This window comes from Croceitalea sp. MTPC6 (assembly GCF_036985525.1).
In the GTDB taxonomy this organism is placed as follows: domain Bacteria; phylum Bacteroidota; class Bacteroidia; order Flavobacteriales; family Flavobacteriaceae; genus Croceitalea.
The window spans coordinates 145,650-172,331 of the sequence record NZ_BTGR01000006.1 but is presented as its reverse complement, the minus strand read 5'-3'; the positions used below and the strand labels follow the sequence as shown (position 1 = coordinate 172,331).

Annotated in this window: 26 protein-coding genes; 7 read left to right on the top strand and 19 right to left on the bottom strand. The window is 42.0% G+C overall.

Features of this window, described 5'->3' with window-relative positions; translation table 11 throughout:
• Positions 1-40: 40 nt before the first annotated feature.
• Both era and AACP56_RS12525 read right to left on the bottom strand, forming a co-directional pair.
• Positions 41-922 carry a GTPase Era gene (era, locus tag AACP56_RS12530; RefSeq protein ID WP_339337098.1) on the bottom strand — a complete coding sequence of 294 codons (882 nt, stop codon included), beginning with the start codon at positions 920-922 and terminating at the stop codon, positions 41-43.
• Positions 909-2,291 (bottom strand): alanine/glycine:cation symporter family protein, encoded by a 1,383-nt coding sequence (locus tag AACP56_RS12525; RefSeq protein ID WP_339337099.1) that lies wholly within the window; start codon positions 2,289-2,291, stop codon positions 909-911. Before AACP56_RS12525 ends, era begins: the two co-directional genes overlap by 14 nt.
• Positions 2,292-2,532: 241 nt before the next feature.
• Between AACP56_RS12525 and AACP56_RS12520 the strand changes: the two genes are divergently transcribed.
• Positions 2,533-3,813 (top strand): tyrosine-type recombinase/integrase, encoded by a 1,281-nt coding sequence (locus AACP56_RS12520; protein WP_339337100.1) that lies wholly within the window; start codon positions 2,533-2,535, stop codon positions 3,811-3,813.
• 67 nt (positions 3,814-3,880) lie between these two features.
• On the opposite strand, the gene AACP56_RS12515 is transcribed toward AACP56_RS12520, so the two are convergent.
• The 7 genes from AACP56_RS12515 to AACP56_RS12485 all read right to left on the bottom strand — a co-directional run bounded on the left by AACP56_RS12515 (position 3,881) and on the right by AACP56_RS12485 (position 9,059).
• Positions 3,881-4,084: a hypothetical protein gene (locus AACP56_RS12515; RefSeq protein ID WP_339337101.1), complete on the bottom strand. Its 204-nt coding sequence runs from the start codon at positions 4,082-4,084 to the stop codon at positions 3,881-3,883.
• A 6-nt stretch (positions 4,085-4,090) separates the two neighbouring features.
• A complete protein-coding gene (locus tag AACP56_RS12510; RefSeq protein ID WP_339337102.1) occupies positions 4,091-5,119 on the bottom strand; it encodes a relaxase/mobilization nuclease domain-containing protein in 1,029 nt (342 codons plus the stop codon).
• Complete coding sequence (locus AACP56_RS12505; protein ID WP_339337103.1) at positions 5,116-5,457, bottom strand: plasmid mobilization protein; 342 nt, start codon at positions 5,455-5,457, stop codon at positions 5,116-5,118. Before AACP56_RS12505 ends, AACP56_RS12510 begins: the two co-directional genes overlap by 4 nt.
• 172 nt (positions 5,458-5,629) lie before the next feature.
• On the bottom strand, positions 5,630-6,115 hold the full coding sequence (locus AACP56_RS12500; RefSeq protein ID WP_339337104.1) for a hypothetical protein: 486 nt from the start codon (positions 6,113-6,115) through the stop codon (positions 5,630-5,632).
• Entirely contained in the window at positions 6,112-6,900 is a 789-nt protein-coding gene (locus AACP56_RS12495; RefSeq protein ID WP_339337105.1) for a hypothetical protein, read from the bottom strand. The genes AACP56_RS12500 and AACP56_RS12495 overlap by 4 nt, the downstream gene beginning before the upstream one ends.
• Positions 6,901-7,426: 526 nt before the next feature.
• Positions 7,427-8,464 carry a nucleotidyl transferase AbiEii/AbiGii toxin family protein gene (locus AACP56_RS12490; RefSeq protein WP_192462272.1) on the bottom strand — a complete coding sequence of 346 codons (1,038 nt, stop codon included), beginning with the start codon at positions 8,462-8,464 and terminating at the stop codon, positions 7,427-7,429.
• Positions 8,457-9,059, bottom strand: a complete 603-nt coding sequence (locus AACP56_RS12485) for a DUF6088 family protein (protein WP_339337106.1) — start codon at positions 9,057-9,059, stop codon at positions 8,457-8,459. Before AACP56_RS12485 ends, AACP56_RS12490 begins: the two co-directional genes overlap by 8 nt.
• Positions 9,060-9,371: 312 nt before the next feature.
• On the opposite strand from AACP56_RS12485, the gene AACP56_RS12480 reads away from it, so the two are divergent.
• Positions 9,372-9,596, top strand: a complete 225-nt coding sequence (locus tag AACP56_RS12480; RefSeq protein ID WP_339337107.1) for a hypothetical protein — start codon at positions 9,372-9,374, stop codon at positions 9,594-9,596.
• Positions 9,597-9,654: 58 nt separating this feature from the next.
• On the opposite strand, the gene AACP56_RS12475 is transcribed toward AACP56_RS12480, so the two are convergent.
• The 5 genes from AACP56_RS12475 to AACP56_RS12455 are packed head-to-tail and all read right to left on the bottom strand — an operon-like array spanning position 9,655 to position 12,918.
• Positions 9,655-10,434 (bottom strand): PRTRC system ThiF family protein, encoded by a 780-nt coding sequence (locus AACP56_RS12475; protein WP_339337108.1) that lies wholly within the window; start codon positions 10,432-10,434, stop codon positions 9,655-9,657.
• Positions 10,424-11,131 carry a hypothetical protein gene (locus tag AACP56_RS12470; protein WP_339337109.1) on the bottom strand — a complete coding sequence of 236 codons (708 nt, stop codon included), beginning with the start codon at positions 11,129-11,131 and terminating at the stop codon, positions 10,424-10,426. Before AACP56_RS12470 ends, AACP56_RS12475 begins: the two co-directional genes overlap by 11 nt.
• A 3-nt stretch (positions 11,132-11,134) precedes the next feature.
• Positions 11,135-12,175, bottom strand: a complete 1,041-nt coding sequence (locus AACP56_RS12465) for a hypothetical protein (RefSeq protein WP_339337110.1) — start codon at positions 12,173-12,175, stop codon at positions 11,135-11,137.
• 36 nt (positions 12,176-12,211) lie between these two features.
• Positions 12,212-12,430, bottom strand: a complete 219-nt coding sequence (locus AACP56_RS12460; protein WP_339337111.1) for a PRTRC system protein C — start codon at positions 12,428-12,430, stop codon at positions 12,212-12,214.
• Positions 12,430-12,918, bottom strand: coding sequence for a PRTRC system protein E (locus AACP56_RS12455; RefSeq protein WP_339337112.1), 489 nt, complete (start codon positions 12,916-12,918; stop codon positions 12,430-12,432). Before AACP56_RS12455 ends, AACP56_RS12460 begins: the two co-directional genes overlap by 1 nt.
• A gap of 619 nt (positions 12,919-13,537) precedes the next feature.
• On the opposite strand from AACP56_RS12455, the gene AACP56_RS12450 reads away from it, so the two are divergent.
• Both AACP56_RS12450 and AACP56_RS12445 read left to right on the top strand, forming a co-directional pair.
• Entirely contained in the window at positions 13,538-14,398 is an 861-nt protein-coding gene (locus tag AACP56_RS12450; RefSeq protein ID WP_339337113.1) for a LytR/AlgR family response regulator transcription factor, read from the top strand.
• 194 nt (positions 14,399-14,592) lie between these two features.
• Positions 14,593-15,084 (top strand): YybH family protein, encoded by a 492-nt coding sequence (locus AACP56_RS12445; protein ID WP_339337114.1) that lies wholly within the window; start codon positions 14,593-14,595, stop codon positions 15,082-15,084.
• A 153-nt stretch (positions 15,085-15,237) separates the two neighbouring features.
• On the opposite strand, the gene AACP56_RS12440 is transcribed toward AACP56_RS12445, so the two are convergent.
• Genes AACP56_RS12440 through AACP56_RS12420 form a run of 5 tightly spaced genes read right to left on the bottom strand, consistent with a single transcriptional unit; the run spans position 15,238 to position 23,024 of the window.
• On the bottom strand, positions 15,238-20,253 hold the full coding sequence (locus AACP56_RS12440) for a helicase-related protein (RefSeq protein ID WP_339337115.1): 5,016 nt from the start codon (positions 20,251-20,253) through the stop codon (positions 15,238-15,240).
• A 6-nt stretch (positions 20,254-20,259) separates the two neighbouring features.
• Positions 20,260-20,625, bottom strand: coding sequence for a hypothetical protein (locus tag AACP56_RS12435; RefSeq protein WP_339337116.1), 366 nt, complete (start codon positions 20,623-20,625; stop codon positions 20,260-20,262).
• Between the two features lie 36 nt (positions 20,626-20,661).
• Complete coding sequence (locus AACP56_RS12430) at positions 20,662-20,955, bottom strand: hypothetical protein (protein WP_339337117.1); 294 nt, start codon at positions 20,953-20,955, stop codon at positions 20,662-20,664.
• 4 nt (positions 20,956-20,959) lie between these two features.
• Entirely contained in the window at positions 20,960-22,225 is a 1,266-nt protein-coding gene (locus AACP56_RS12425) for a hypothetical protein (RefSeq protein WP_314012040.1), read from the bottom strand.
• A gap of 4 nt (positions 22,226-22,229) precedes the next feature.
• The gene (locus AACP56_RS12420; RefSeq protein ID WP_339337118.1) at positions 22,230-23,024 is read right to left on the bottom strand and encodes a M23 family metallopeptidase; all 795 of its coding nucleotides are present in this window, start codon (positions 23,022-23,024) and stop codon (positions 22,230-22,232) included.
• Positions 23,025-23,122: 98 nt separating this feature from the next.
• Here AACP56_RS12420 and AACP56_RS12415 point away from each other — a divergent pair, with 98 nt between their 5' ends.
• From AACP56_RS12415 to AACP56_RS12405, 3 genes are all read left to right on the top strand, one after another.
• Entirely contained in the window at positions 23,123-24,334 is a 1,212-nt protein-coding gene (locus tag AACP56_RS12415; RefSeq protein ID WP_339337119.1) for a hypothetical protein, read from the top strand.
• Positions 24,335-24,452: 118 nt separating this feature from the next.
• A complete protein-coding gene (locus tag AACP56_RS12410) occupies positions 24,453-25,265 on the top strand; it encodes a hypothetical protein (protein WP_339337120.1) in 813 nt (270 codons plus the stop codon).
• A gap of 122 nt (positions 25,266-25,387) precedes the next feature.
• Positions 25,388-26,680: a hypothetical protein gene (locus AACP56_RS12405; protein WP_339337121.1), complete on the top strand. Its 1,293-nt coding sequence runs from the start codon at positions 25,388-25,390 to the stop codon at positions 26,678-26,680.
• Positions 26,681-26,682: the final 2 nt, after the last annotated feature.

The following is a 26,682-nucleotide window of genomic DNA, read 5'->3' as shown; positions in this document are numbered from 1 at the left end:
GTTTTGAGTTAGTTATTCGGGTCGGCAATGCCGGCCCTTTTTATTGGTAACCAAAGCGTTTAAGCTGATTTGAATTACTTCTCCAATTTTTATTGACTTTTACATATAGTTCAATATGGACTTGTTTGTCAAAAAACTTTTCCAAATCCTTGCGAGCTTCCACTCCCACCCTCTTTAAGGCACTGCCTTTGTGACCAATTATAATCCCTTTCTGGGTATCCCGTTCCACCATAATCACAGAACGTATCCTTATAATTTTTTCATCTTCTAAAAACTCTTCGGTCTCCACTTCTACAGAATAGGGTATTTCTTTTTTGTAATGCAATAAGATTTTCTCTCGAATCGTCTCATTGACAAAAAAGCGCTCGGGCTTATCCGTTAATTGGTCTTTCGGGTAATAGGGTGGAGCTTCTGGGAGCAATTCCAAAATTCGATTAAAAACTTCCTTTACATTAAAATTCTCCAAGGCTGAAATTGGATGAATCTCCGCTCTTGGCAGTAGCTCTTGCCAATGTTGGATTTGTTCTTCCAAAAAAGACTGTTCAGAAGTGTCTATTTTATTCAATAGCAGTAAAACTGGTATTTCACTATGCTGTATTTTTTTAAAAAAGGCTTCATCCTTCAAGGCCTTTTCTCCAATCTCTACCATATACAAAAGCACGTCTGCATCCTCAAAAGCAGATTTTACAAAATCCATCATGGCATTTTGCATCTCGTAGGCAGGTTTTATAATTCCTGGAGTATCAGACAGGATTACTTGAAAATCATCCCCATTTACAATCCCTAAAATTCGATGCCTTGTAGTTTGCGCTTTTGAGGTGATGATGGAAAGCTTTTCCCCAATAAAAGCATTCATTAGAGTGGACTTTCCAACATTGGGATTACCTATAATATTTACAAAGCCTGACTTATGCTTTTTCATTCTTTATTTTTTGAAAGTAAACCTTAGCTGCTTTATTCACTTTAGGCGCGAGTAAAAGTACCGCTACCATATTAGGGATTACCATTAACGCATATGATAAATCAATAAGATTTTTTACTACCTCCAATGATGCTACAGCGGCAAAAACAATCATAATCACAAAATACCAATTGTAAAATCTACCAATTTTAGCGTTGGTTAAAAAAGATAGACATTTTACTCCGTAATAGGAATAGGTAAATAATGTGGACAGTGCAAAAGCAGATACAATAACCATCAATAAAATTCCACCCCAGCTCCCTAAAGAGGTATAAAATGCATTGAGTGTCATCACTATACCACTACCTTCTTCTAAATAGGCCCCGCTCAAGATTAAAACGATTGCTGTAAAAGTACAAACCAATATAGTATCGATAAATGGCCCCAGCATAGCTACTAAACCTTCACGTATGGGCTCGTCATTTTTTGATTGTCCATGATACATAGGTGCACTACCTAAACCTGCTTCATTGGAAAACATAGCTCGTCTTACACCAATAATAACCAATCCCCAAAAACCACCTGTTACTATAGTCTTAAAATTCCAAGCTTCTGTGATTATCAATTCCAATGATGGAAGCACTTTAGAGGCATTTGCTACCATAACCATGATTACCGCAATGAGGTAAACCATTACCATAAAAGGAACAATAGTAGTAGCTACTTTGGCAATTTTAGTAAGGCCACCAAAAATTACAAATGAAGAAATTATAGCAAGAACAAATCCTGTAGTAAGTTTCCAATTGAACAAAGAATCCTCCGCATTTCCACCAAGGGCAACTAGAGTTTCTTCAGGCTTTACAACATTCATAAACGTTTCTGTAAATTGATTAGCGGTAAATACTCCCAAAAAACCAAAGAGCCCCGCTACGCAAAAGAATATTGCCAAAGGTTTATATTTTTCTCCTAAACCCTGGGTAATATAAAACATTGGGCCACCTTGTAACTTTCCTTCGGAATCTTTACCACGATACATAATGGACAGACTACAGGAGTAAAACTTGATACACATTCCTATTAGTGCCGTCATCCAAATCCAGAATACCACCCCGGGCCCTCCATCATGTATAGCGATAGCAACACCAGAAATATTCCCCAGACCAACTGTTGCGGCAACAGCAGCAGATAAAGCCTGTAAAGAGCTTACGTCTCCTTTTGCATTTTTGTCATCATACTTTCCCCTAGTAATTGCAATGGCATGAGAAAAGAAACGATAAGGTTTAAATTTCGAGTAAAAAACAAGAAATAAACCTCCGCCTATTAATAGAATAAACATAGGCCATTCTGTTCCAGAAATTGCCTTTACCAAAAAATCATTGAGTTGCTCCATATTTTCGAAGGTAGCTAATTCCTTTAAAATCTTTAACTGACAAATAATTAATTCAGAGGAGTTTCAAATCAAAGTCTCGCTAAATTTGGAAATAACACAGAAACGGTTGTATATTTGCCGTCCACTTTAAACAGAAGTGCACCTTTATCTCGTCGGGCTCATAACCCGAAGGTCGCTGGTTCGAGTCCAGTCCCCGCTACTACATAACCCATTGATTGACAGTATTCTAAAACTGTTGTCAATGGGTTCTTTTTTTGATATATTGCAAAGCGCATACGCTACCGCATACAAACACGGATTGGAAAGGAAAAAATATACGGAACCGAAAATATATCATGGCGGGGATAGTTTTGACCTCTCCAAAAGGTGGTATGTCTACTACTCCTTCGCTAAACCCGACCTTTTAGACAAATTCGGAAATCCCGTTTTGATTCGCCAAACGCCGATAACCATGAGCGTCAATAAAAATTTTAAGTCCAAAGCGGAAAGGTTATTGCACTTGGGGATTATCAAGGAAGTTCTGCTGGAAATGCTGAAAGAAGGGTATTCCCCTTATAAGGACAAGCTTAAGCTCAACTCAAAATCCTTGGAATATACGGCTGGAGCGGCACTGGATTATGCGTATGGCATAAAGCTCAGTGAACTTTCGGAAACTTCCGTCAAAGATTACAAAAGTCGATATGGCAGGTTTAAAACTTATTTGGATAAAAAGAATCTACTTGACAAAAGTATCCTCAGCATTACCAAACAGACCGTCAACGATTATCTTCAAGGTATTGTCAAAACGTCCAGTGCAAGAAATCGGAATAACACGCGTATTGTATTGAGTTCCCTATTTGGTGAACTTGAAAACAACGAAATCATCCCAAGAAATTTTATCGAGAACATAAAGGTACTTAATACAAAGTCAGTGAGCCATAAGACTTACTCCCTAGAAGTTTTGGAAGGTTTGTTTGCCTATATGAAGAAAAACGACCCCATTCTGTTGCTTTTCGTGAAGTTTGTTTCTTATAATTTTTTACGCCCAATCGAGGTATGTAGACTAAGGGCCAAGGATATTTTTCTATCTCAAAAACTATTGCGCGTTCAGGCAAAGAACAAACCTGAAAAGACTAAAATAATACCTGACATAGTTCTTCGCGAAATTCAAGATTTTGACTTCTCAATTCAAAACCAATTTTTATTTACTCCAACTGGTATCGGAGAATGGGAAGCTACGGAATCAAGTAGAAGGGATTACTTTACAAAACGGTTCTGGAAGCTCAAAAAGAAATATAACGAATATCTACTTACAAATGGGAAAACTCTGCAATTGGGAAGTGAATACACCATCTATTCCTTTAGGCATACTTTTATCACACTGCTTTTTAGAAAGTTCAGAAAAGAATTTACGTACACCGAAACATGTGACAAATTGATGCTGATTACAGGTCATTCTACCTTAGATGCGCTTAAGTCTTATTTGAAGGACATTGATGCGGAACTCCCAGAGGATTATAGTGGTTTGTTATCACTTAACTAGTTCTAGACCAACAAACGTAAAACAATGTTGTTGTTAGACCTAAACTTAGCGATAACTGCTAAATTCATTATTTGTTCAAATGTAGCTTACCCATAGAAAGGAATAGGTTTCTATAATGTTTTTTTAGTTTTTCTCTTTCAGTCATGGGTTTTGGTTTATGGTCAGGACGTGCCTTAGCTATCTTCTGGGATAGAATAGCTTCCATATCCTCTACGGATAAGCTATCCACCAGGGCATTTAACAATTTTTCGCTGACCAGGCTTCCTTCCATGACGCACTATAACCTCCTTTTTTTTCTTTTCTTCCTTCGCTTCCAACGGTCAAAATCCTCCAGCTCCATTTTGAAAGGAGTGAAAGGTTCATCATCTAGGCCATCTTTTTGAGTGCCTCCCAAATCGTATTTTGGTTTTTCACTAATTTGGATTGTCCCTCTCGTAGCATCTTTTGTTTCTCCGCCAACGTTCCTTGATGAGCCTGTATCTTGAGCAACAGCTCCTTTATTTCCTTGTTCTGGATGATTATTTTCGAGAATAACTGTACGGTCTCTGATTTGTTCATAATCAATTTGTTTTATGATGTTGTTCCATGAATATTTTCGGCCCAGACTGCTCCCCTTATAAATCACTCCTTCATATTTAAAGGAGATACCGGAGACCCTTCCCGTGGTCTTGCTTATATTGAACTTTGGCCAAATATTTTTTGAATGCAATTGATGGATGAACTCCTCCGTCGTTTCTGAGTGTTTCAATGCCTCTCTCAGTTGCTGTTGAAGTATACTTTTTATCGGTGCGTTACCGGTCCGAAGCGATTTCTCGATTTCCTTTTGAGTGAGTGCCACCGTTCGCTCCAAAGTTGCGTCCGGTAGCTCTGAAAGACCATATTTCTTTTCCAGTTTTCGTACCAAACGTTCACTACGCTCATAATCGTTGCTATCGCTGACCAGCGCCCCGGATAGTTTTACCCTGTTGGCAACGATATGAATGTGTTGGTGGCTTTGGTCGTCATGGCGGTACATGATGTATTGGTTGTCATCGAATCCCATTCCCTTGAGATAGTCAGATCCCATCGAAACGAATTCCTTGTCACTCATTTTTTCATTCGGCGGAAGGTTCAAGGAAACATGATATACTGCTTTGCTTAATCTGGGGCGTAACTTTCTGACCACATTGAACTCCTTGGTCATCTCCACCGTACAGTCCAAATCGATGTTTGCGTCCAGCACAACGGCCTCGCCCTGTTCTACCTTTTTTTGGTTGTAGGCCAACAGTCCGTAAAAATCCCTGCCCTTTATCTGTTTGGCTATCATTTGTTCTTGATATTAGATTTTAGTTCATGTAACATTCGTCTTACCTCTGCAAGTTGCTGGTGCAGAATTTTAGGCGAGTGCATACGCAAATGGGAATTTTTCGTAAGCTGATTAATGTTATTTCCTATCCGGCTCAGCTCGACGAAAAGTCTTCTATCCTCCGGTGTTATTTTGGTCCTGGGAAGCGGTCTGCCCGTGACCCTTTTTCGGATGTAGTCCGGTATGCCCATGCCCAACGTGGCCGCATTTCCCGAAACAATCAAGTATTCGTTGATCGTCATACGCACATTGACCCGTATCGCTTTTAGTGATTCAATATCCTTTTTTGGCCGCGCCATAATTCTGGGGTTTGGGGAGGATCACCAACAAGCCTCGCGAACGAAGTGAGCGGTTTTTGCTTGCAAAAACATGGCTTGCTACGTGACCTCCGATTAACTTAGGCCAAACCTAAAACATATCGCAAGTCAAGAGGGGCTTTGGCGTACATGGAGTGTTGTACGGTAAATGGATTCAGCAAAGTTGTACGTCTTCGAACAAGATTTCAAGGGAAGTTTCGGCTTCGGGAACTTCAAAGTACCTGTGGGATTCCAATACAAGGTGTTGTAATGCGGTCCTGTAGCGTGCCTTGGCATGGGAATTGTCCTCATAATAAGTGCACGGGTCTTTAGGATGCACCTCCGTGGGCGTAGTAAAGGATTTTACATCCCTGTTCATATACTCGAACCTTTGGGAAGCCCTTCTGTGGATTCCATCAAGGGTAAGGTCATCTGGGTATTTCGGGACATTGAAATATAGTTCTTCCAAGATTACGATAAAGGATCGCCTACGGGAAAGTTTCGGCTTTTGTGAAGCGATGCCGATTGCTTTTTCAAGATCTCGCACCAAACGTTCGGCCAATATTATCTGTGATCGAGAATACTGTTTCCCATTGATTTCCGGATGTTCTTCCTTGGCCAGATATTCCAGATACTTGAGCAGTTTTTCGGATGGAATCATAACTTTGGACCGCCCCTGCGTTTGTTTATGGTTGGGACATTCTCCAAAGCATTTTTCAAGGCCGTGCTAAGTTTTTCAGACCGCAAGGAGAGACCCAACAGGTGCTGTTGCGTTATCGAACCCGCCAACAAATAATCCGGAATGGTAGTCTTATCTGGCCACAGCTTGGCCTTGACAATAAGATGCAACAATAGTTGTTCATGTGCATCGAGATTATAGCTGGAATTTTCCAATTCCTTGCCAAAATTTTTGAGATAAACCTCGGAGCGCAGTTTCTTTTCTTTCACGGTTTTCTCCACATTTTCCCATCCGACCTTCATTGATAAATGTGCGGCCAAATAAGCCACAGAGAATCGGCCATATTCCCATTTTCGGTACGAGGTGGTCTGGTCCAGCAGCTCCATCTCCACAAAATCAACCAGCAGTTCATTGGACAGCGGCTGTTTCAAATCATATTCGATATTTTGGAATGATTCCAACTGTGATTTCGCAGAGCCATTCAGATTGTTCATTAGATGTCTTGCAAATGTTTGGGACAGGTCGAACAGCGGTTGTTTACCTTCCAGAATTGCCTTTAAAAGCAGCTCCCTTTGTTTTTCAGGGACTTCATCATAATGAAGCCCATAAGTAAAGATGACAGCGATGAGGGTCTTCAGTTGATCCTCCGAAAGTGTAAATCTATTGTGGGAAGGGGAAGTATTATCCAGCTCTCTGATGACCCCCTTAAATGACTGTCGGCCGATGGGCCGACCGAAATCCAATACTTTGTTCATGGTTTCAGACATAGTATAAAATTAATCAATGAAACGGGATAGATTCAAAAATTCGATCACATTATATTCGATCTTCTCTAAATTGCCTTTTTCTTTTTTTCGGCAAATAAGATACCAATAATAGAAAGGTGGTCTTATATATCCTAATTACTTCCGAGACGTAATTTATCTCCTCCCTAGTTAATTTTGGCATCGTTTACTTAGACTTGGGTTTTTCAATAGAGAATAGAATTAATGGAACAATGGCCATTAATGTAAAAATAACCAGAGTGAATATTCTTATCACAAAAACCACTTTAGTCTCTTGAACGTCCAATTTTGCAAAAAGCGGCACTATGAACGAAAACAGAGATATAGACAGTAGTAAAGCCATTACGCTTAAATACTTCTTCGAACTGACCTTCATAATTTTTCCCATTTTGTTTACAAATTGATTATTGTCAGATAAACCCGGTAACCTCACAAAAATTAATCATGTGATTCTTTGTTATTACTTTTTAATATATAAAGTTATGACCAAAACCTTTCCTGACTATTCTCAACTTTTAGGTTTTGGAAATTCCAGTTTCATTCTCCAATCCAAGGCGTTCATTCTTTGTAAAAAGGCTTGGATTCCCTTGACCAAATCTTCATAGGCTGGGGAATCTCCATAAATCATCTGCTCCTGCATTGTTCTATAATCCGACTTCCATGCTTCGTCAAAATCTTGAGATGGAATGGGCAGTATGTGCTGGGGCTGATGCAGATTATAATCGACTCCACCAAGTTTTGTAAAAACAAACCTATGATTTACAATTATCTCATATAACCCTTTATCGCGGATGGCATTGTTCGCAAATTCCGTTTTCGATAATTGGAAAATATCATAAAGATGACGGCTTAACCTATCAACTCTTATCTTTTCCTTTGGACGTTGGAATTCCTCGTGCAACAAGAACAGTTTTTCCAAAAAAGTCCTTTCGGGAGTTACGGAAGGAACGGATACGGGAGGTTCGACAAATTTTGCATCAGGATATTGTTCGTCTACAAAAGAGTATATCGGTTTAAAATCAAAAGGTTCTCTTAGGGAGCGGCAACCGATCTCGACCTGCACCCTCGGCTGGATATATCCGGGAGATTTCGTGATATAAGGATAGTAGATTTCAATAATGCGCGGATCTTGGTCGCTTGATTCAGCGGGAATGATGTTGAAATCGACATCCTTAAATCCTCTTTGCTTAAATCGCTCTTGTAGCTCCAGATAAAATTCCCCAGAAATATAGGAGCTTGTTTCTTTCCTCAGCTTGGTGAGCTGTTTTTTTGATAATTCCCCGGAATATCCAAAAAATCCACGGTCAACAGCAAGGTCAATGTCCTCGGAGAACCGCTCGATAAGTTTCCATGCCTTGCTTAGCGAGGTCCCGCCCTTAAAGACTAGGTGTTGCGCTATCCCCATTTCAAAGATGATCTTCAATGTCTGAACGACCCACCAGTCCTTTTCAACGGCAAAATCAGGTATTCCCGTTTTGTTCTCAACATTTTTATAAATGGCAAGCCTATCTTCTTCGGGTATATTATAAAATTTCGTTTTATCCATTGTTCAAGCCCTTTTCCATAATCTTCCTAATCCATACCGGTGCCAACGCAATATCGTGAAGTAGGTCTTTTTGGTCTTCTTTTTTCAAAAGGGCCACGATTTTTGCTTCTTCCTCATCTGTCAATCGTCCTTTTCCGATTTCACGAAGGGCCTGTATCGCCAACTTGCTTATTTCTCCCTTGGCCGATAAATTCTTGGGGGTGGTCTTCTTTAATTTTATACTTCGTTTTCCCAGTTTTATCTCCCGGGGAGCTCCGTCTGTAAGAAACACAAGTTTCATGGGAACTTGCGTGCTAAGCCCTAAGGCACTTAAGGCATATACTCCCGTAGGCACTAACCTGATTTTGTCCCTTTTGGCTATGGCCATTGCGATTTCCTCTGCGGTTGGCAATACCTCTCCCGCGTATTCACTTACCTTTGGGCGAACATAGATTCCTTGGGCCACTCTTTTTATAAAGCCTTCTTTTTCGATTCTATGAAGGGCCAAACGTATGGCCTCGGGCGAACCCAATGCCCTAAAATCATCGGGAAACAATAGTTCCCCCCGCTTCTTTTTGGAAACGACCTTTTTTATTTTGGACTCAACACTCTCCATACACGCAAATCTATTTTGTAACAAATTTAGTAAATATTTGTTACAATTTTAATGCCGCAATTATGAAAATAGGGTCGAACAAAATAGTATAACCCATTTGAACCGATAATACGAAAGGAAATGTATGGAATCCCCGTTGGGGACTTCCATACGTTTCCGTTACGTTTCGAGGGGGTTGTGCGAAAGTAAACCGCTCGGCCCCGACATACCGTAGGGATTTCGGAAGGCCGTTAAGGTGCGGCTTTTGTACAACTCCCGCAGAAACAATGGGAAGGGAGAGAAAAAGATGGGTCAATAAAAATGGGGGTTACTATGAACGGTCAAGAATACGACCACGGCCATCGTTTGGCAATACGATATCCCCATGCGGATAATTCCAATGCTCCGAAGAGCCACACCAAATCCTTGATAAAGGGAATACCGACCAATATGAAAAGAAAAAGCAATAACGGTATTCCCAAAAAACGTTTGAGCCTTTGCATGCCCTTGAAAATTATGACCATGAAAATGATAAAACCTAAAAAGGGCAATTTTTGATATAGAATTTCAATGGACAGCATATAGGCTTGGTTTTACTTTCGCTTGGTAATTTATTTCAGACATTAATCGAGTTTACCTTACCGCTCTCCAAATTCACAAATGCCCCGTGCTTTTGGATTTGCTTATGGTACAATAGCCGAAACAGGCAATCGGAAGCGTGGGCAACCAATACATCGTTGATAAACAATGACTGTTCTTGCAACTTGTCGGAATAAGCGCAACCATTGCCTTGCAAGGTCGGGGTATCGTGCGCATCCAAATTGGGAAAAAAATCAATGATGTTTTTTAGTTTATCCACCATTTCAAAATCTTCCCGTTCCATTTTCCGCTCCTCATCGAACAATGTTCCTAAAATGAACTGCCCTATGTTCCTACTGTTGCCCAAATCCAACCAGTAATATCTATTGGCGTAATCGGACCCTTTGTGGTGTTGTAGAATCGATTGCGCCAATTGCATCCGAAAATGGGCGCTGTCAACGCAGGTGATGATGATATTCGCCCGTACATCCTCTCCTTCGGGCAGGGCATCCATCGGAATGCCCTGCCATTGTAGACCAAAAGCCATATTGACTTTGCATACGGCATTGACCACTTTGTATTCCCCGATATCCGCTAACGTATAAAGTTGCCGTCCTACATTGTTCGGCTCTACCTTATCGGAATCATAGGCAATAACATGCAACCCTGGGTGTCCTACTTGCCGTAGGGCATAATCTATCCTTGCCAATCTTGCGAGCATCAACGAGCCTGTCCCACCGACCCCTATCAACGCAACTGTAATGGGATGTGTCGGGTCATAAAAATAGTTGGGGGCAAAGTGTATCCTAGTTTTCATAGAGTTGGTTTAAGGTCAATTTGTTGGCTATCAATACTTCATCGTCAAATGACATTTTTTCAAGATTTTGCTTCATTACGTTCACTATGTTGCCATCTACCAATTGGTTATGGTGCGTTTCGGTGAAAACGGAGCGAAAAAACTGTTGTTCCACAAATCCCATAACGTCCTCGTAGTATTCAAATCCATCATAATCCATTGAGGCATTGCCCATACACACATTGCCTTGCCTACCTATATTCAGCAAAGGGGCGTGGTACAGGGGGGTATCGTCCGATAGGGATTCCTTTCGGTTCAGGGCGAATACCTTCAAGGCGTTGCCCTCTAGTTTAAAAATCAATTTCGGCATGGGATATTTTCCCGATGGAATACCTGTTTTGGTATCGAAGTAAAGCATCCGTTGTCTGGGATGTACGTACCATATCATTTGAAAATTACCCTTAAAATCGAAGTGTATCAGGTTCTTTGGAAGCATTCCCTTGAAGCGGAACTTTATCAGATCGCCCTCTAGGCAGGTAAAGATGTTTCGGGCGGTGTCCTTTGTCAAAGGCATTCCTGCGGTCAATTTTGTTCCTGCTACTTCGTGGTACGAAAAGTAGTGGTCGTTGCGATAGTTCTCGTCTTCCCGTTCATATCCGATGATCGCGAATTTTGGCAAGAAGTGATCTTTGGCGTTCAAAACTGCTGTTTGTTCCATGTGCTAGAGTTTATTTAAGAGTTCGCTCAGGTCGTTGATAAATTCTTCCAATTGGTTCAATCGGTGGGGAATGCCATCATCGAAGGGTTCAATATTTCCGTTTTCGGCAACGGTATGTTGATAGGAGGAAATAATATCGTAATCGTTCGAGCAGTCGTTGAGCATTTGGATGTACCCATTGGCGAATGCACTATCTTCCCTATCGACTACAAGAAACGATTCCCAATGCTCGAACATACAGTCATACCCGTCCTTGACGCTCAACAAAAATGGCACCTGAAAATCAATGGTTTCTGCATTTAGCAATAATTTCTTGATTTGTTTGTAAATCGGTTTTTGAGGTTGGTATTTGTCCAACAGGGTTTTCCAATCCCTGATTTCGTAGGATTCCAAAAAGGTTTTATACCGTGCGTAGAATTTGGTCGAATGGTTCTTCATGACATTCTTGTTATCCTTGTAGTATGCTACATCCTCAAAGAGAAATTCCCATAGCCAGTCGATCCTTGATTCACAGCTTGGGAACAGTCCACCGTAGGGCAGACTTTTGACGAAGGACAACAGAATGTGAAAGAGTGGTTGGTTTCGATGCCTTAGTTCGATAATCGGACGGACGGGAATAAAGTACACCGTACTGCGGTTGCCAATAAACTTTTTCAATATCAACCTTAAGTTTCCATCATCTCTAAGAACTTCGACATGGTCGATATTGCCCCTCGTCCTCAACCTATGGGTACACCGTAGTACTACATCGTCCAAACTATCGGTTGGTATAAATTCCCAATGGTCGATGCTGCCCGTGAACTTTCGGGTAACGGCTACCATCAATCGGGCAAGTTCACGAATGTCGGTATAGGAATCCTCTTCTATTAATGGATGGGATAGAACGGGCAACAGGTTTATGTCAGAAATGGAAAAACCTTGGGTTGCAGTACCTTCGGTCTTTGCGTTCCCCGTTGATAGTGTTTCTGCTGTACCGCCCGAAACAGTCGGTCGTGAAATGTTGTTAAATCTCTTGAGGGGTTCAATTTGTATGTCGGCTTGCATTGGTCTTGTTTTAAAAATTCGTCTATCTTCAAAACCCTATCCCTTTGTTCCTGCCAAGGTCTTGAAGTGGATTTCATGGTAGCCGTTTACGATTCCCTTGTCCATGATGTTAGCGTTGGTCAGTTCTGCATACAGCTGTGCATAGTGTTCCATGACCTGCTCGTGGGTCAAGTTGTAATCTATGTCATCCAATTCTATCGAATTATTGTTACCATTTTGGTAAACGTACTTTCGTGTTATCGTAGCTACTTCCATTAGTTGAAAAGTTGAGGGTTGTCATATGCTTTCATATCGTCAATGACCTTTTTGGCTTCCTTGTGTTCAGGGTCTATCTTCAAAATTGCTGTGGCAAGGTCTGTAGCTTTTTTGTGGTCTTGCATCGGGTTAAAGCCCTTCTCCTTTAAGAGTTGCTTAAGCTCGGTCGCTTTCTTGGCGGTCGATTCCTTTTTCTTTTTCGCCCGTTGGGTCTTTTGTTCGGTTTCCTTTAAGGATTCTTCAAAGGCTACTGTATTCCTAAAAAGGGCTTTAGTCTGTTCCAAAGGCTTTTGGAGTATTTGAAAGAATTTCTCGTCCACTTCCGTAACGTTTCCCCGTAGGGTAAGTGGTTTTAGGGATTGAAGTGCCTTGTCCTTGGCGTTCGATTTAGGAAGTACGGATACGCTGACCGTCTCATCATCGAACAGTATACTTATGCCGTACTGTTCGATACCCATCTGTTTCAAGGTCGAAAAAAAATTGCTCATCTTGAAGAGGTATTTGCTTGTTATACAATCACTTAACTACCTTCAAGATACACCCAAACCTTCGGGAATAGCCATAAAATCAGACAAAAATCCACCCTTGACTTCTTCTTCCCCTCCCCACAAAATACGCCCCGAAGGGGCGTTGGAACAGGTGCTTGTATGTTGGGATTGGGCGGAGTTACTTCAATTCTTTGGATGGACTTTGTGTACGTCTATATTCGTTTGTAGGAATGATTGAAAATAACCCTCTAAAGATTGAGAACTGATGTCGGAATCAGTTTATTGAAAGTAGAATTTATTTATTTTAACGGCTAAATTTTTGATACTCAAAGTTTCCCATAAAAGGTCAATTAACGAAACTACTAAAAAAGACTAAGAATGGGACACCTCGCAAAAAAAATGGATTAGGCCGAACCATCCCTTAAATTGGCCAATTTATAGCGCTAGAAATATTCAAATCATCTGGAACTTTAATTAAATAGAAACATCTTTCTTTAAGTTCTAAATAATCAAAAAAATGGTTAATTCGACAATTAGTGATTCAGGAACGGACACGTTTACTATCTTACATGGAATAAACAAAATCAATCAATGATATTCTTTTTGTCATTTTGAAATTATGAAAGCGGACATGGTCGAGGAAATGGAACCGAAATTTGAAGTAAAAAAAGCCAACCGGTTCTTACCCTACATTATATTAATTGGCTTGGGAATCGGGACTGCCAATTTTACAATGAATGGGGGTCTGAATTGGGTTCAATGGGCAATTCAATCTTTATCGACCAGCATGATAGTTGGGTATACAACTGTATTAATTGGGACAAACGTGGCTTGGACAAATGGTTTTATAAAACCAACATGGAAATTATATTTGTCAGTTTCCGTAATGTTTCTTTTGGCAGGGATAATTGCTACGGAGATAGAGCATGTTATTCGTTCATTAGTCTTTAAAAGTGAATCATTCCGTCCACTAAATGGTGGGAAAATGTATTTGTTCAACGGAATAATCTCCTTGTTTCTAGGTTTTAGCTTTTTTCAAAGTAAAAAGTTGGCCTTGGATAAAAGTTCAGGTTTAGACGAAACCACTAATGATATGGAAAGTAATATTTCTAAAATCAAAGAGCCCAAAAAGTTCGAGAAAAATACTGGAAGTGTTCCTGTCAAACAAGGCGGTAATGTGCTTTTGGTTCCAACTTCGGATATTGCCTATTTTGAGTCCTACGACAATTATTCTTTTCTTTACGACACAGATGGTAACAGGAAACTATGTGACTACTCCCTATTATTTCTTGAAAAAAGATTATCGGAATCTTTTTTGAGGGTACACCGGAAGTACATTATAAATACAAATCATGTCAAGCAAATAAAACCACACATAAACGGACGTTATGTAATAGAGTTCTCACAAAAAAGCTTATCTACCATTACAAGCAGCAAAAGCTACTCTCAAACTATAAAAAAACTTATTAGGATAGAGTAGAAATAGTTTATATCGTTCAAAACTAGTTCTCTCACATTTCTTCTTATTCATTCGCATCTTCTATAATATCATTCACTGACTATATTGACCATTCGCCATTAATATGTTTTTTTGCGCTTTTATTTTGACGTATTTGCACGATAAGTTTAATGACCTATTTAGTCAACATAATTTAACATTTTAAAACTAATCCTATGAGAACTTTAAATTTTTTTATCCCACTAATTATTTTTTTAATGATTGGTTTCCTTTCTTGCAAAGGAACTCAATCTATGGGAGAGACACAATCCCATAGTGCGCAAAACCATCCAGTCAGAGCCTTGTTTCTATCCTCAATTGATAAATTTAACAAAGGTAATCTAAACGCATTTCTTGAAAATTTTTCGCCTGACATTAAAATGTATGGAACCGATGGAACCTATTTTGGGCAGGATGCATTGCGTAAACGTTTTGAAGTTGTGTTTCAGCAATTCCCAAATATGCAAATGGACATCCCTCAACTGGATGTGGAAATCCTTTCTGAGGATGTTGTACTTGTCAACTTTGAATGGAAATTGTACCCGATGGGTCAAGGACCTGCATTTTATGGAATCGGTTCCGGCATATATAAACATACTGAAGATGGATGGATGGAGATACTGGAAGTTGAAACTACTACCAATGTTGATGATGAATTGAAACGATAATTGGAATCATTTTGAAACAGGTAATTATCTTGAGCATTTCTATCAAGGTACCCCAATGTGAATTATTGACCAAGTCTATTAAAACAAACATTTTTTAGGATAGTGTATTGGTCTGTGCTGGGAAGACATTTTAAGTTTACATACTGGTCATCGTTAAATTTTAACCGCCCTTTTTCGTTTGAGTTCTTTGATATCCTGTCTTAAAACCTGCATCTTGGCCATCTTATCATCCGGAAAACCAATGGCCGTTTTCTTACGATGGGTTTCCATCGAGCGTAGGTTATAATCCAAATCGAATTTTTTCGATTTGATTTCACGCGCCACCTTTTGACATAACTTGATAAGTTGCATGGCCACTTTTTCAGGGCCGAAACGCTGCTGTTTTCTACCTGAAATATGTATGTTTTTAAATTCCAATCCAAAAGAGTAAAGATAATGCTCGTTCGAAGGCACATATTCCGCTTGAAAAACCAGATTCGCATTAAGAGTGGGCAAATGAGCGACTCTTTTATGTTTTTGAATGTTCAAGTTTAGTTTTGACCGTTCGACAATTGTAAGCCCCAAATGCCTGACAAATTCCTTGGACGGCATAGTTTCGAGTTCTTTGGAGATAAGAACGGAATTTGAAATAAGAAGGCTCAATCCTTTTTTTAATTGGGACCAATCCTCGAATGCACTTTCATCTATCGGCAAGTTGAAACTTTTAATTTCCTTTTGTACGCTTTCAAGTTCGACCAATTGGGAAACTATATGTTTGTTCTCCTTTTCGATGCGCTCGATGGCCTTAAAGGAATTTGCTTTGTTGAGTTCATGCAATCGCTTCTGTGACTGTAAAAACTTAAGGTCATCGGAAAGCTTGACCAATTGGAACTGGTCCATATCCCCTATCAATGCGGCCTGCATCTGTTCATAGGAGAGGCTCTTATCATCTGGTACCAAGTCGTCATAAACGCGCTTGTTCGGGTCGGCTTCCCGAATTTGCTCCCGAAACTTTTCTTTATGGGTATTGAGCGAATAGGAAAATATATCGGTAGAATCTTTTATGCCATAGAAACGTTCTACCACTGTATTGCCATAAATTTGCGCCACTTCATTGCCCTTACGCAGACCACGTCCAGCTCGTTGGTCGAAAGCATCAGGGGAATAAGGAATATCCATATGAAAGATGCCCACCACCCGTTTTTGGATATTCGTGCCCGTACCTAAAACTTGGGTACTGCCCAGAGCTACACGAATTGAGCCGCTTCGGATTTTTTCCTGCATTTTATCGGTTCTATTCCTTGCTTTTTCCTCTTGGGCCAGGGCGATTTCATTAGAAGGAATGCCGTATTCTTCTATTAGGATCTCACGAACCGTGTGGTACGAATTGTATTGTCCCGGTTTCCAAACGTTCAGGTCGGAGAATACCAAACACACGCCTTTGTGTTCCGATGTTTTTTTATAAAGTTCGGCGACATCACGGCACAGGCGTTGGAGTTTGAACTGGTCGAGTTCCGAAAAGTCGATGGCGAGATTGTCTTTCGCCAAAGGGTCGATCAAAAGTGACCTGTTGATATTGAGTGCGGTTATGTGGGCGGACTTCATTTGTTCTTCGCTATATATGGGCAATTTGAACAATGCATTCTGGTTCCGGTCCTTGGTAAACTTTAGCGAGGCCTGTTTGAGTTCCTCGTATGTCGGTGTCGATTCCAAAATAATAAATTCCCTGTCGACTTCGAGGTCATGGGTCTTGAAATGTTTGTCCCTACAGATATGGGTAAAGGAGTTGTACATTTTGCTCAGTTCGGGCAGATTGGTATAGTATCGAAATCGTGCGTGCATCCGGGGATCGCCAAAAATATTCGGCTCTATACTTACGCTCTGCTTCAGGAAAATAGAGGCCCAGGCATCGAAATTGAAGATATTCTTGCGCTTTAGTGCCATTGGGGTAAGATAGCGCTGATAAGCATAAAGTTCGGTAACCGAGTTTTTCAAGGGAGTTCCGCTATAGAAAAAGATGTTCTTGTCCGGCCCCATGCGGTGGTGGATGGATTTTATACTGATTTCGAGATCCAGATTCCTTTGGCTATCCGAATGGTTGTTTAGGCCCGATACGTTCTGGTGCCGTGTCGTGAAACCGATATTCTTGAAATAATGGGCCTCGTCGATCATCAACGCCTCTATGCCCAAATCGGTCAGGGTCGTTTCCGTTTCCCCAGAACGTTCCTCCAATTTCTTTAAGGTCGTCTGGAGCTTGTCCTCCAAATGTTCCTTTCTTTTAATCAGGCCCTTGATCAGTTTTTTGGATTCCTTGATGTTTCCGTATTCCCGGGCCGTTTGCAGGTCCTGTTCTATCATATCGATTTTTTCTTCGAGGGTTTCCAGCACAAATTCCCTTGCTTTGGGAATCTGTTTTAAATGGCCGTGCTCGGCGATGATTAGGTCTATGGCCCTGTGGTTTTTGACCGTTCGTAAGGTTTTGGGCCGCTTGCTTTTGGCCATGTTTTTTGAACTCAACCGAAGCACGTTCAAGTGCGGGAAATTGGCCCTAATCTCTTCCTCTATTTGTGGGGCCACGCTTTTCAGGGTAAGCAACAGGGTTCTCCTACTCTTCCCGTGTTGTTTCAGTTTATGGGCCAGCATGGCCATGGAAAGGGTCTTTCCCTTGCCGACCTGGTGGTCGTTCAGGGCACTTCCCATGGTAAGACCGAAGAGCGTGGAGTCAATCTGGTGCTGGTAGGGCGGGTACACCAAGGTGTCCGGAAAGGTAAGCCAGCCTTTGGGCACCGTGATATTGACATCGGCCAAAAAGGCCCGGTAATAGTTTTCCTCAATGGTGGTTTTCAGCTCTTGGCGCCCCTCGATAAAGGACTTGAAATGGAGCTGAAGCTCCTCGTAAAGGTTTTGCGCCATCAGGGTAGCATCTTTATCCAATTTCCTGATGGTCTTTCCAGATCTGTCCTTATACGAAGTGAAGATGACGGGATATCTATTTTCCGCAAAATGCTGTAAAATCCGTTTATAGTTCGCCTTGACCTCATGATGCAGCACCACACTAAAACGTTCGTGGGCCTCTTGGTTAAAGTCCCTTGGAAACATAAGGGTCAGGGTGGAATTGAACTGGGTCATGTTGATCTGGACCTTTTCGCCTATAAGTTCCTCCAGAAAGGATTCCTTTGCGGAAACGGGGATAAAATAACTCTCAAAATTGAACTCTATTTCATCCAGGTCCAACTTTGCCGGAAGCAGTTCCATCAAAGCCTGTTCCATCATTTCTGTTCCAATCTCGTAAGGCGGAGGGTGTTTCCTGACATATTCGACTTTATCTTGGATATAGCCGCTGGAAAACAGAAAATAGGGAACCACAGTATAGCCCGTTTCCGATTCCGCATCGGGTTCGAGAAAAAAGGAACGTTTCTCCAATCCGTTCAATAACAGTTCCCTTTCCGTTGTCTTAAAGAATGTTGCCATGGCGCCTATATCGATCTGCCCGATATGGTCAAATTGGTAGCGTGCCATTTGTTCAGGGTTCTCGAACCGGGGCTTGTCGAGTTTTGATGGATCCGGGGCAATCTGTGACGGTACAGCGGCGGTAGGCAGTGATACTGCAATGGAAGCATTAAGAAATCGTTCCAAAGTGAACGACGGGTTTTTGCCATAACCCTCTCCCTCCACCTTTTTCTCGAACTGTTGTCGGACCTGCTCGAAATAATGGTCGTCTTTCAGAAATATGAGATGCCCTTTCAGGGGCCCCCATTTAAAATGGAAGGTGTCCAGTTGGTAGTCCAGATCTTGGAAGCGTGTGGTAATTTCTTGTTCTGAAAGGCGCTGTTTTTCGATATTGAGTTCGAGCAGAACAAGGCCGTTACGCATTCGGGCATAGTCCGACACCAATTCCTTGATCTTATGGGGTACTTTTCTTGTGCTATGCGGGTCGGTATAGAACAATACCTCGCCCTTCTTGTTAAAGTTGTAGGTCCCAAAGAACAACCGGGAAAATTGTTTGGCCTCTTCATTGTGTAGCGTGATTACCGGTAAATCGGTATCGGCAATCGGTTTCTCCGTTGCTACCGGCGATTGTTTCTCGGTTTCAACCGTTTTCCGTATGGGTCTAGGTTTTTCCTGTGTGTCGGGTGGTACCGAACCGACCTTGAATTCAAAACCATTGGACCGTTCTTCCAAAAAGCCGGACAAGGGCGTTCCATCGGGTTCGAAGACAATATTCGGCCGGTTGTGAAAAAACCCGAGCTTAGGTGTTCCGTGAACATGCTCCGGATTGTTCTTGAAAAAACGATTGGTCAGAAAGTTTTGGCCCTCCAATTCTATTGCTTCGGTATCCGCAAAATCCATCTCGTCGGCGGATAGCGCTTTTTTGTTGGAAGTCCTACGATATACCAATAGATCGGATACGACCTTGGTACCCTCGTTGGCGAACAGATCGGTATTGAAACGGTTGGCAAGGAGCAGATCGTTCTCCAGCAATATGGATTCCCTAAAGCCATTGTAGGCGCTTCGCTCGGCAAAGGCCGAAGAGGTAATCAGGGCGGTGACCCCACCGTGGCGTACCATTTTCGGAGTATAGAAATTGAAATAATTGCCCACATTTTTAAGCGCATCTTTTATCAGGTAATCGTGGCGGTAGGCCTTGGTAATGGGAATGTCCCCAAAAGGGATATTGGTCATGACCAAATCAAATTTCCCCTGTTTTGCATGATTCAAATAGAATTCCTCGAAGGGGATGTTGAGCACCGTTACATTCGGACTTTTGATATTATTGGCCTTTAAAATTTCAAAGGATAATATATCGGGTTCCAAAGCGGTGATATGGGCCTTGGGGAAAGCCTTTTTCAGTTCCTGAACATAGGCACCGTTGCCCGCCGAGGGTTCTAGTATGGTTTTGGGCTCGAACCCGTTTTTTTTCAGAAGACCGATCTTATATTCGATAAGGGCATTTGGCGTGTAGTAACTTGTCAAGTGGTACCGCTTCAACGAATCCAGAATTTCTTTCGAGGTCTCCGGAAACGCTTGTTCAAGTGTATATAATAACTGTTTTCCCTGTTTTTCCTTTTTGGATGAAGGATAGAACAAGAGTTCCCCCAGCTTGGAAAGTCCGGCATTATTGATATAATAGTTCTCGGGATTCGATGCCTTTATCAGAGCAACGATCTGAATCAAATGTTCCTGTTTCATCCCGGACTATTGAAGGGTTCTCAGGATGGCCGCCCTGCCCATGGGCCGTTTTTCGTCCAAGGCCCCATAGATTTTCAGGAGTTCATCATTGGCATACTCCCTCGCAAGGGCCCCGACGTGACCGTCTTCCAGAAACTGTCCCTGTAATTTTGCGTGAAGGATATGGGCGTTGATGGCAAAATCAAAACGGTATTCAGCAGCATCCAAACGCGCGGTCAGGTTAGGAAAAGTTTTCAAAGCGAAATAGCAGAAATGAAGGTCAGGGCCACATTTGCCGTTGGCAAGCTGTTGCTCCCAGTCCTTGATCGTTTCCTGATGGTCGGCCCGGAACTTTTGGATTTCCGAGGTAAGTAAGAGTTCTTCTTGTGTCATGGTCTATGTCGTTTTATAGGGTTCGTTTAAATGTGTCTATTCGTTGGCGTTTTCCATGTCTCTAGACGGAGTTTCGTTCAGTTCGATAAGGTGCCCGTACAAAGCATTTTTGAATTGCATCACGGCATCAAGTGAATCGAAGCGATGCAAAACGTGACGATTCTTTTCGGAGGAAATAATAAGCTCATAGGCATTTTCCGCGGTTGGTCCGCTCCACGGTCGCAATACCCCCAAAGAAAAATCCAGCATTGTTGTGATACTTTCCATGTAAAAAGCATCCTTAAGTATTGGGCGTCCGGTTGTATCAGTAATCTTTATCTCAAAAACCATGGTGTCAAAATGATATATTAATTCCTCTTTTTTCCTTTGCCCTTAGTGGTTGCAAAGAATTGGCTTTGTTTACATATTCTCGATAGGCAGCGTAATGTTGGGGATATTTATCTCTTAAATCGGTAATGGGCCTATAATCGGCAGGCTTCGGTTTTTTGCCGTTTTGTTTGACGGCAAAATACGTTCTTCCCGAAGCGTAGTGCTTTTTTAGCAGTAAGATATCCTTGGTCGCACGTATGGGGATTTCGTCCAGCACTACCATAAAGTCCTTTTTTTCGACAAGATTTTTGGCAACCTCATATTTTAATCGTTTCGGGACGTTTTTTGATTCCAAAAAATCGTCCAGCAACATCCAATGCTTTAAGGAATCCGTATTTGCTCCCCCATCTGTAGCCTTCAGGTAGATTTTGTTCCCATGAATTCCAAGGGAAACTCCGTATCTCGTTTCGGCAAGAACGCTTATCGATTTTTGTTCAAGCAGGGAACGGAACTCTTGTACCGAAAGATAAAGACGGTTTTTTTCATTGGCGACTTTCAGATAGGGCGTTAGCACGACAAAGTTTTTCCCAATGGTTACGGGAACGAAAAGTCCCTCGGGCCCTTGTTTGAATTGAATAGGCAACCTATTGGAAAGTTTCGGCAATTTGCCGACAGGGAGCATAATCGGTTGGATACCGTTTTTCAGATACCGATTATGGGAATGGATATTTTGTAAGGCACCATTGAAAAGACGGCGCAATTTCTTTTGGATTCCCGAATCCAAATGTTCCACGTCCCTTTCGAAATACCTGTGTTTCATAAATAAGTGGTCGGATATGGAGGGATAGAGACGCTGGACAGTTTCCTTAAGAAGCGATGTGGCATAGTTATGCCAGACCGGGCAATTGTTCACGTTGTAAAAGGACATATAAGCCCTATCCTCGGTCTTATTATAGCCCAATAACAGCTTTATCAGCTTATTTTCGTCTTCGTGAACGGATATACGGCCCACGGGAACAATACCTTGGTCTTTTTGGAACAATAGGTCCCTGCTTTTTAAATGGGCCAATTGCTCTTTTAATGCGGTATTTATAAAACCGTATTTTGCCAATTCCAAGTCCCGTACATATCTCAACTTCCTTAGGTCGTTCATCTGATCGGTTGGAACTGCCTTGAATTCGAATTTTTTAAACGTATCGAAATTGGGGTCCAGAAATCGGGATACCAGATTTTTAATCCTTTGAAAGAGTTTGATGGAACTATGGCTGATATGGTACAACTTTGTTTTCATCGGTTCAATCGGATTTCAAATTGGAATACACCTCATATTTAAGGTTGAACGAAGGTGCGGGATCTACCCTTTGGCCATCCTTGATGACCTCGTAGTGCAGATGGGGGCCGGTGGATATTCCCGTACTTCCAACGGTTCCGATAAAATCATGGGCATCGAGCGCTTCCCCGATGTCGACCGACACGGATTCCATATGCCCATAAAGGGTACTGAAGCCATAGGCATGGGAAATAACAAGGTGTAGGCCGTGTCCGTTAGGGTTATTTTCAATAAAGGTCACCTTCCCCGCAGCGGTGCTATAAATAGGAGTACCCTTTTCTGCCGCCAAATCAACGCCAAAGTGTTTTTTTGTAACACGGTGTACGGGATGGTGGCGGTTTCCGTAGGAACTAGACAGCACATAACGCTCACGGAAGAGGGGAACCGCCGAGGGTACGCTGTCCAGGACTTGGGGCCGCAAGGGCAGGTATGGTTTCAACCGATTCATTTGTCCGAAATTTTCTATCTGGTACAATAGGTCGGTGAGCCTTTGGTAAACCAAATCCTTCTTTACCGCTTCGGTCATAGGTTCTGCTATATGACCAGTAAGGTTACCCAAACCCTCGGTACTATTGGTGTCATTATAAAAAAATCGATTGGTGGCGAAGCAAAGAAAGAACAGCCCGACAAAAATCCAATAGCTACTGTTTTGCGGGGTAAAATGATTACTATCCTCGGAATTGGTCACGCCGCCCACCTTTTTGGCGTATCCCTTTATCCAACCTATAGAGGCTTTCTTAATGTTCTTCCATGCACTCATAATCAATTGTTGCAAGCTGTCTTAAATAAAATTTTGATAGTTCAAAAAATTATTTATATTTGTGGTAATTATTACAAATATATGTAATTTTTACAAATATGAATAACAGATGGCGAAAATTTGATGCGGTGCTAAACCTGTCGGCCTTAATGAATTATTTCGGACTTGAAGTCCAGCGAAAAACGGATAGGTTTATCTGCTATAAATTGGGAAAGGAGCGTTATGTCGTTATCCATACCGAATCAGGGTATCGATACTATAAACCCGACGCGCCAAAAACAAAGCTTACCTCCTTCGACTTCATATTGGAGCGGCTTTCCCGAACCGATGCGCAGGGAAAAATAGGGCTGTGGACCAAAATCGAAGATTTCTATACCGAACTTGAAAAAAAGCCGGAACTATTTCTAAATGACCGCTCAAAGAATCCCCTTGAACCGGTTGACAATGATTTCAACCATTTTGAAACATTCGCCGAGGAACTTGCCCTAAGTCCAATAAAACTGGAGGGTACGGGTTCCGACATTTTCGAGGACCGTATTTACGAAAATCGGGAAGGCCGATTGTATTTCCCCTACCGTAATTTGGCCAACACCCTAACCGGATATGGAACCGAGAAGGATGGAAAGCTATCCCTTGTTGCGGAGAGCGATATTTCCGCATCGGTCTGGTTCAGCAAGGTACCCGATATGATAAAGCATTTGGTAGTACTCCTTAACCCCATGGAGGCCATGGCCTTTCATCGAAGGTTCAAATTGGAGGATGTGGTCTATCTCACAATTTCCGACATCAATTACGAGACCTCGAAATTACTGGTGCAAATATTAAAACGTACCAAACTTAAAAAAATGGTGCTCAGTTTTACCGGATCATCCAAAATAGAAGGCTATATACATGACCTGATGCTTATTTCCTTTATCAACGATTCCCGCTTTCTGTTCAGGGTGGGAAAGGATCATTTGGCCGTCCGGTTCGACCCGGAAGACCAGAAGCCGTTGGCGAAGCTGCACAACGAAGTATTAAAATACAACAGCAGCCTAACAAAGGAATATTTAAAACACAATAAGGTCTCGGACCAAAGTCTTCTGAACCGAAAGAGCATCGTACTGACCAAGGAAAAACAATGGGTACGATGTCGTATTCCCTTTGAGGTGAACGCACTTCGCTATTTTCTTTGGAGCTATTATCGAAACTATATGGACAAGACCGTAGAAATCGTAAAGCCCGTACATGCCAATTGGGCGTTGGAGTTCGAAAAGGAAGGAGCCTATGGAGGAACCGAAAAATTAAAGGCCTTTAGGATGGCCGTATAAATAAAGGGGGCGCTCCCGCCCCCTTCAATCCTTAATTCCGGACATGAAAAATGGAAATGTCATATCCAGAATTACAAAGTTAACAATTGTTTATTAATCCTTAATTAAAACTTGAAAAATGGAAAAACAAGCAGAAAAGGTTTTCGTAAAAGTGAACCAAAGGTGGCAGAGGGCCACCGTTACCGGAGAACAGGACGGAAAGGCATCCGTTATGACCAATGACGGGCAGTCGTTCAACGTGCCAAAAAACAAGAAGTATTTTGAACCCGTTAAATCTATGGATCAGAAATTCGCTTATAAAGACCTCGAAGAACAGTTGAAGGGGCAGTACATCAGTTATGAAAAACTCTCCCCTAGTGTACGCGACAATCTGACCGAGGGGAAAGAACATTTTTATGAAGGCACCTATGTTTCGGATGGCGAGCTCAAGGAAAGTGCCAAGATGATCCAGATGGTATATGACAGGAATCTGGGTTCCCGATTGGATGTCCAGTACCGAAGAAACGAAGATGTGACGCTGGATAAGGCATGGGCCTACAACCATAGTTTCAGTACCGATGAGTTCAAACGCATGGTCGACAAAAAAGAGTTCGTCCTCTTTCAGGGAAGCACCAACGATGGTGAGGTGTTTCAAAAACTGGCCTATTACGAGCCGAAAGTACAGGATATCCGCACGAAGCCCGCACTTTCCACGAACACCTATTTTTACGGAAGAACCTTGACGGCAAAACAGGCGGATGCCCTGAACAAGGGCCAAGAGCTCGAAATGGAGATCAAGAGCAAGGTCCACGGCACCAAACCCTATTTGGTGTCCTGGTCCCCAAGTCGGGAAACCTTTATTACCAAAAATATCGATTTGGAAAAGGCCAAAAAGATCGAGGTAAAGTCCGAAGTAAAAAAAAAGTCACGGAACCGAGGCATGAAGGTCTAATCGGTTGACTTATCAAAGGCCGTCCGATACGGACGGCCTACTTTTCATTTATACTATCACAAAATAAGGTATCCGGCATTCGCATATTCATGTGAAGTGCCGTCAACAACTCCCATACCCTTATGAAAAACTATTCCGAAAATCCGGAGCACTATAAACAGCTGATTGCACAAATCAATAGCGAGGTTGATTTTCCCGGTTACCTGGTTGCACATGGATACCGACTTCTCAAAAGAAGTTCGGGCTCACAGGAATTCGGTAAGGAAGCGGAACGCATCGTCCTACAGACAAAAAGAAACCCGGTAACCTATTTTAATCGCAATGACTCTTTGGACAAGGGACGTTTTTTTAAATACCTCCACAAACGCTCCGCCAATTTTTACGTGGCCATAAAACAGGGCTTGGGCATTATACAAAGGGATTATCCGGAACCATCTCCCGTCAAAGTAAAAAAGAAAAACAGTAAGCCCATCAGCTTGGAAAAATGTTATCATATAGAACCTCTAACCAGACCGATTTATTTGACGGAAGGTCGTGGGCTTAATATCGATACGCTCAAATCCGCGGCGTTCAAAGGCAGAATCTTTAATGCCTTCCATATCAATGACAATGATGGCCGTATTGCCAACATCGCCCTTCCCAAATATGGATTGGACGGCAACATCAAAAATTATACGCTCTACAACAAGCCTTATCGGGATAGAAAGGACGGAAAAATAAAAAAATTCCGGTTGTTCCTCAACAAACGCTATGAGTACCTTTTCGTTTCGAATCCGAATATCGAAGCGGAAAAAGTGGTATGCGTGGAGAGCGGTTTTGACGCCATGGCCTACCATGAGCTTCACGGTCGTCCAAATGTCTTTTATGTATCCTTATCGGGGCATATCGACGACAAGAAACTTGAACAGTTCCATCAATGGCACAATAAAGTAAATCGCTCACATGACCTTCCGCTTCATTTGGCCTTCGACCACGACATTGAGGGTTTGCGCTACGACCTCGTTCTTCTAAGCTACTGGCTCAATCGAAAGTCAAACCAAGTATTTATCGAAACGGACTGGAACCGCCCCGTGATGCGCTTGAAACTGAACTACCTTTCCAAATCCGTCGCTATGATGGAGCAGGATACGGATTATATTAATGCACAAATCTCCAACTGTCCCCGCGGGATGCCCAAAGGCCTACAAAAGGCCATCTGCTATCGCGATAAGGTAATTTGGGAACTGGACTTGAACAGGATAGTGCTGCTCGCCCAGCATTCCAGAACTTTTTGGAAGCTAACGGTGGAGGCACTTTCAAAATGCTTCGCACAAGATATCCTGAAAATGGATAAATCCCCGACGATGAAGGACTGGAACGAGGAACTGATTTCGGTAAAAAAAAAGTCCGGTTGTCGCCTAGCGAGCCTGTTATAAAA

What these genes read in the sequence shown, in the direction of transcription:
- AACP56_RS12490 (WP_192462272.1), bottom strand. Translation starts at nt 8,464, where the DNA reads ATGGATAAAACGAAATTTTATAATATACCCGAAGAAGATAGGCTTGCC.
- AACP56_RS12505 (WP_339337103.1), bottom strand. Translation starts at nt 5,457, where the DNA reads ATGGCGCGGCCAAAAAAGGATATTGAATCACTAAAAGCGATACGGGTC.
- AACP56_RS12510 (WP_339337102.1), bottom strand. Translation starts at nt 5,119, where the DNA reads ATGATAGCCAAACAGATAAAGGGCAGGGATTTTTACGGACTGTTGGCC.
- AACP56_RS12460 (WP_339337111.1), bottom strand. Translation starts at nt 12,430, where the DNA reads ATGGAAGTAGCTACGATAACACGAAAGTACGTTTACCAAAATGGTAAC.
- AACP56_RS12405 (WP_339337121.1), top strand. Translation starts at nt 25,388, where the DNA reads ATGAAAAACTATTCCGAAAATCCGGAGCACTATAAACAGCTGATTGCA.
- AACP56_RS12440 (WP_339337115.1), bottom strand. Translation starts at nt 20,253, where the DNA reads ATGAAACAGGAACATTTGATTCAGATCGTTGCTCTGATAAAGGCATCG.
- AACP56_RS12500 (WP_339337104.1), bottom strand. Translation starts at nt 6,115, where the DNA reads ATGATTCCATCCGAAAAACTGCTCAAGTATCTGGAATATCTGGCCAAG.
- AACP56_RS12480 (WP_339337107.1), top strand. Translation starts at nt 9,372, where the DNA reads ATGAACGGTCAAGAATACGACCACGGCCATCGTTTGGCAATACGATAT.
- AACP56_RS12445 (WP_339337114.1), top strand. Translation starts at nt 14,593, where the DNA reads ATGAGAACTTTAAATTTTTTTATCCCACTAATTATTTTTTTAATGATT.
- AACP56_RS12415 (WP_339337119.1), top strand. Translation starts at nt 23,123, where the DNA reads ATGAATAACAGATGGCGAAAATTTGATGCGGTGCTAAACCTGTCGGCC.
- AACP56_RS12495 (WP_339337105.1), bottom strand. Translation starts at nt 6,900, where the DNA reads ATGTCTGAAACCATGAACAAAGTATTGGATTTCGGTCGGCCCATCGGC.
- AACP56_RS12515 (WP_339337101.1), bottom strand. Translation starts at nt 4,084, where the DNA reads ATGGAAGGAAGCCTGGTCAGCGAAAAATTGTTAAATGCCCTGGTGGAT.
- AACP56_RS12465 (WP_339337110.1), bottom strand. Translation starts at nt 12,175, where the DNA reads ATGCAAGCCGACATACAAATTGAACCCCTCAAGAGATTTAACAACATT.
- AACP56_RS12455 (WP_339337112.1), bottom strand. Translation starts at nt 12,918, where the DNA reads ATGAGCAATTTTTTTTCGACCTTGAAACAGATGGGTATCGAACAGTAC.
- AACP56_RS12430 (WP_339337117.1), bottom strand. Translation starts at nt 20,955, where the DNA reads ATGGTTTTTGAGATAAAGATTACTGATACAACCGGACGCCCAATACTT.
- era (WP_339337098.1), bottom strand. Translation starts at nt 922, where the DNA reads ATGAAAAAGCATAAGTCAGGCTTTGTAAATATTATAGGTAATCCCAAT.
- AACP56_RS12420 (WP_339337118.1), bottom strand. Translation starts at nt 23,024, where the DNA reads ATGAGTGCATGGAAGAACATTAAGAAAGCCTCTATAGGTTGGATAAAG.
- AACP56_RS12525 (WP_339337099.1), bottom strand. Translation starts at nt 2,291, where the DNA reads ATGGAGCAACTCAATGATTTTTTGGTAAAGGCAATTTCTGGAACAGAA.
- AACP56_RS12485 (WP_339337106.1), bottom strand. Translation starts at nt 9,059, where the DNA reads ATGGAGAGTGTTGAGTCCAAAATAAAAAAGGTCGTTTCCAAAAAGAAG.
- AACP56_RS12520 (WP_339337100.1), top strand. Translation starts at nt 2,533, where the DNA reads ATGGGTTCTTTTTTTGATATATTGCAAAGCGCATACGCTACCGCATAC.
- AACP56_RS12475 (WP_339337108.1), bottom strand. Translation starts at nt 10,434, where the DNA reads ATGAAAACTAGGATACACTTTGCCCCCAACTATTTTTATGACCCGACA.
- AACP56_RS12425 (WP_314012040.1), bottom strand. Translation starts at nt 22,225, where the DNA reads ATGAAAACAAAGTTGTACCATATCAGCCATAGTTCCATCAAACTCTTT.
- AACP56_RS12410 (WP_339337120.1), top strand. Translation starts at nt 24,453, where the DNA reads ATGGAAAAACAAGCAGAAAAGGTTTTCGTAAAAGTGAACCAAAGGTGG.
- AACP56_RS12450 (WP_339337113.1), top strand. Translation starts at nt 13,538, where the DNA reads ATGAAAGCGGACATGGTCGAGGAAATGGAACCGAAATTTGAAGTAAAA.
- AACP56_RS12435 (WP_339337116.1), bottom strand. Translation starts at nt 20,625, where the DNA reads ATGACACAAGAAGAACTCTTACTTACCTCGGAAATCCAAAAGTTCCGG.
- AACP56_RS12470 (WP_339337109.1), bottom strand. Translation starts at nt 11,131, where the DNA reads ATGGAACAAACAGCAGTTTTGAACGCCAAAGATCACTTCTTGCCAAAA.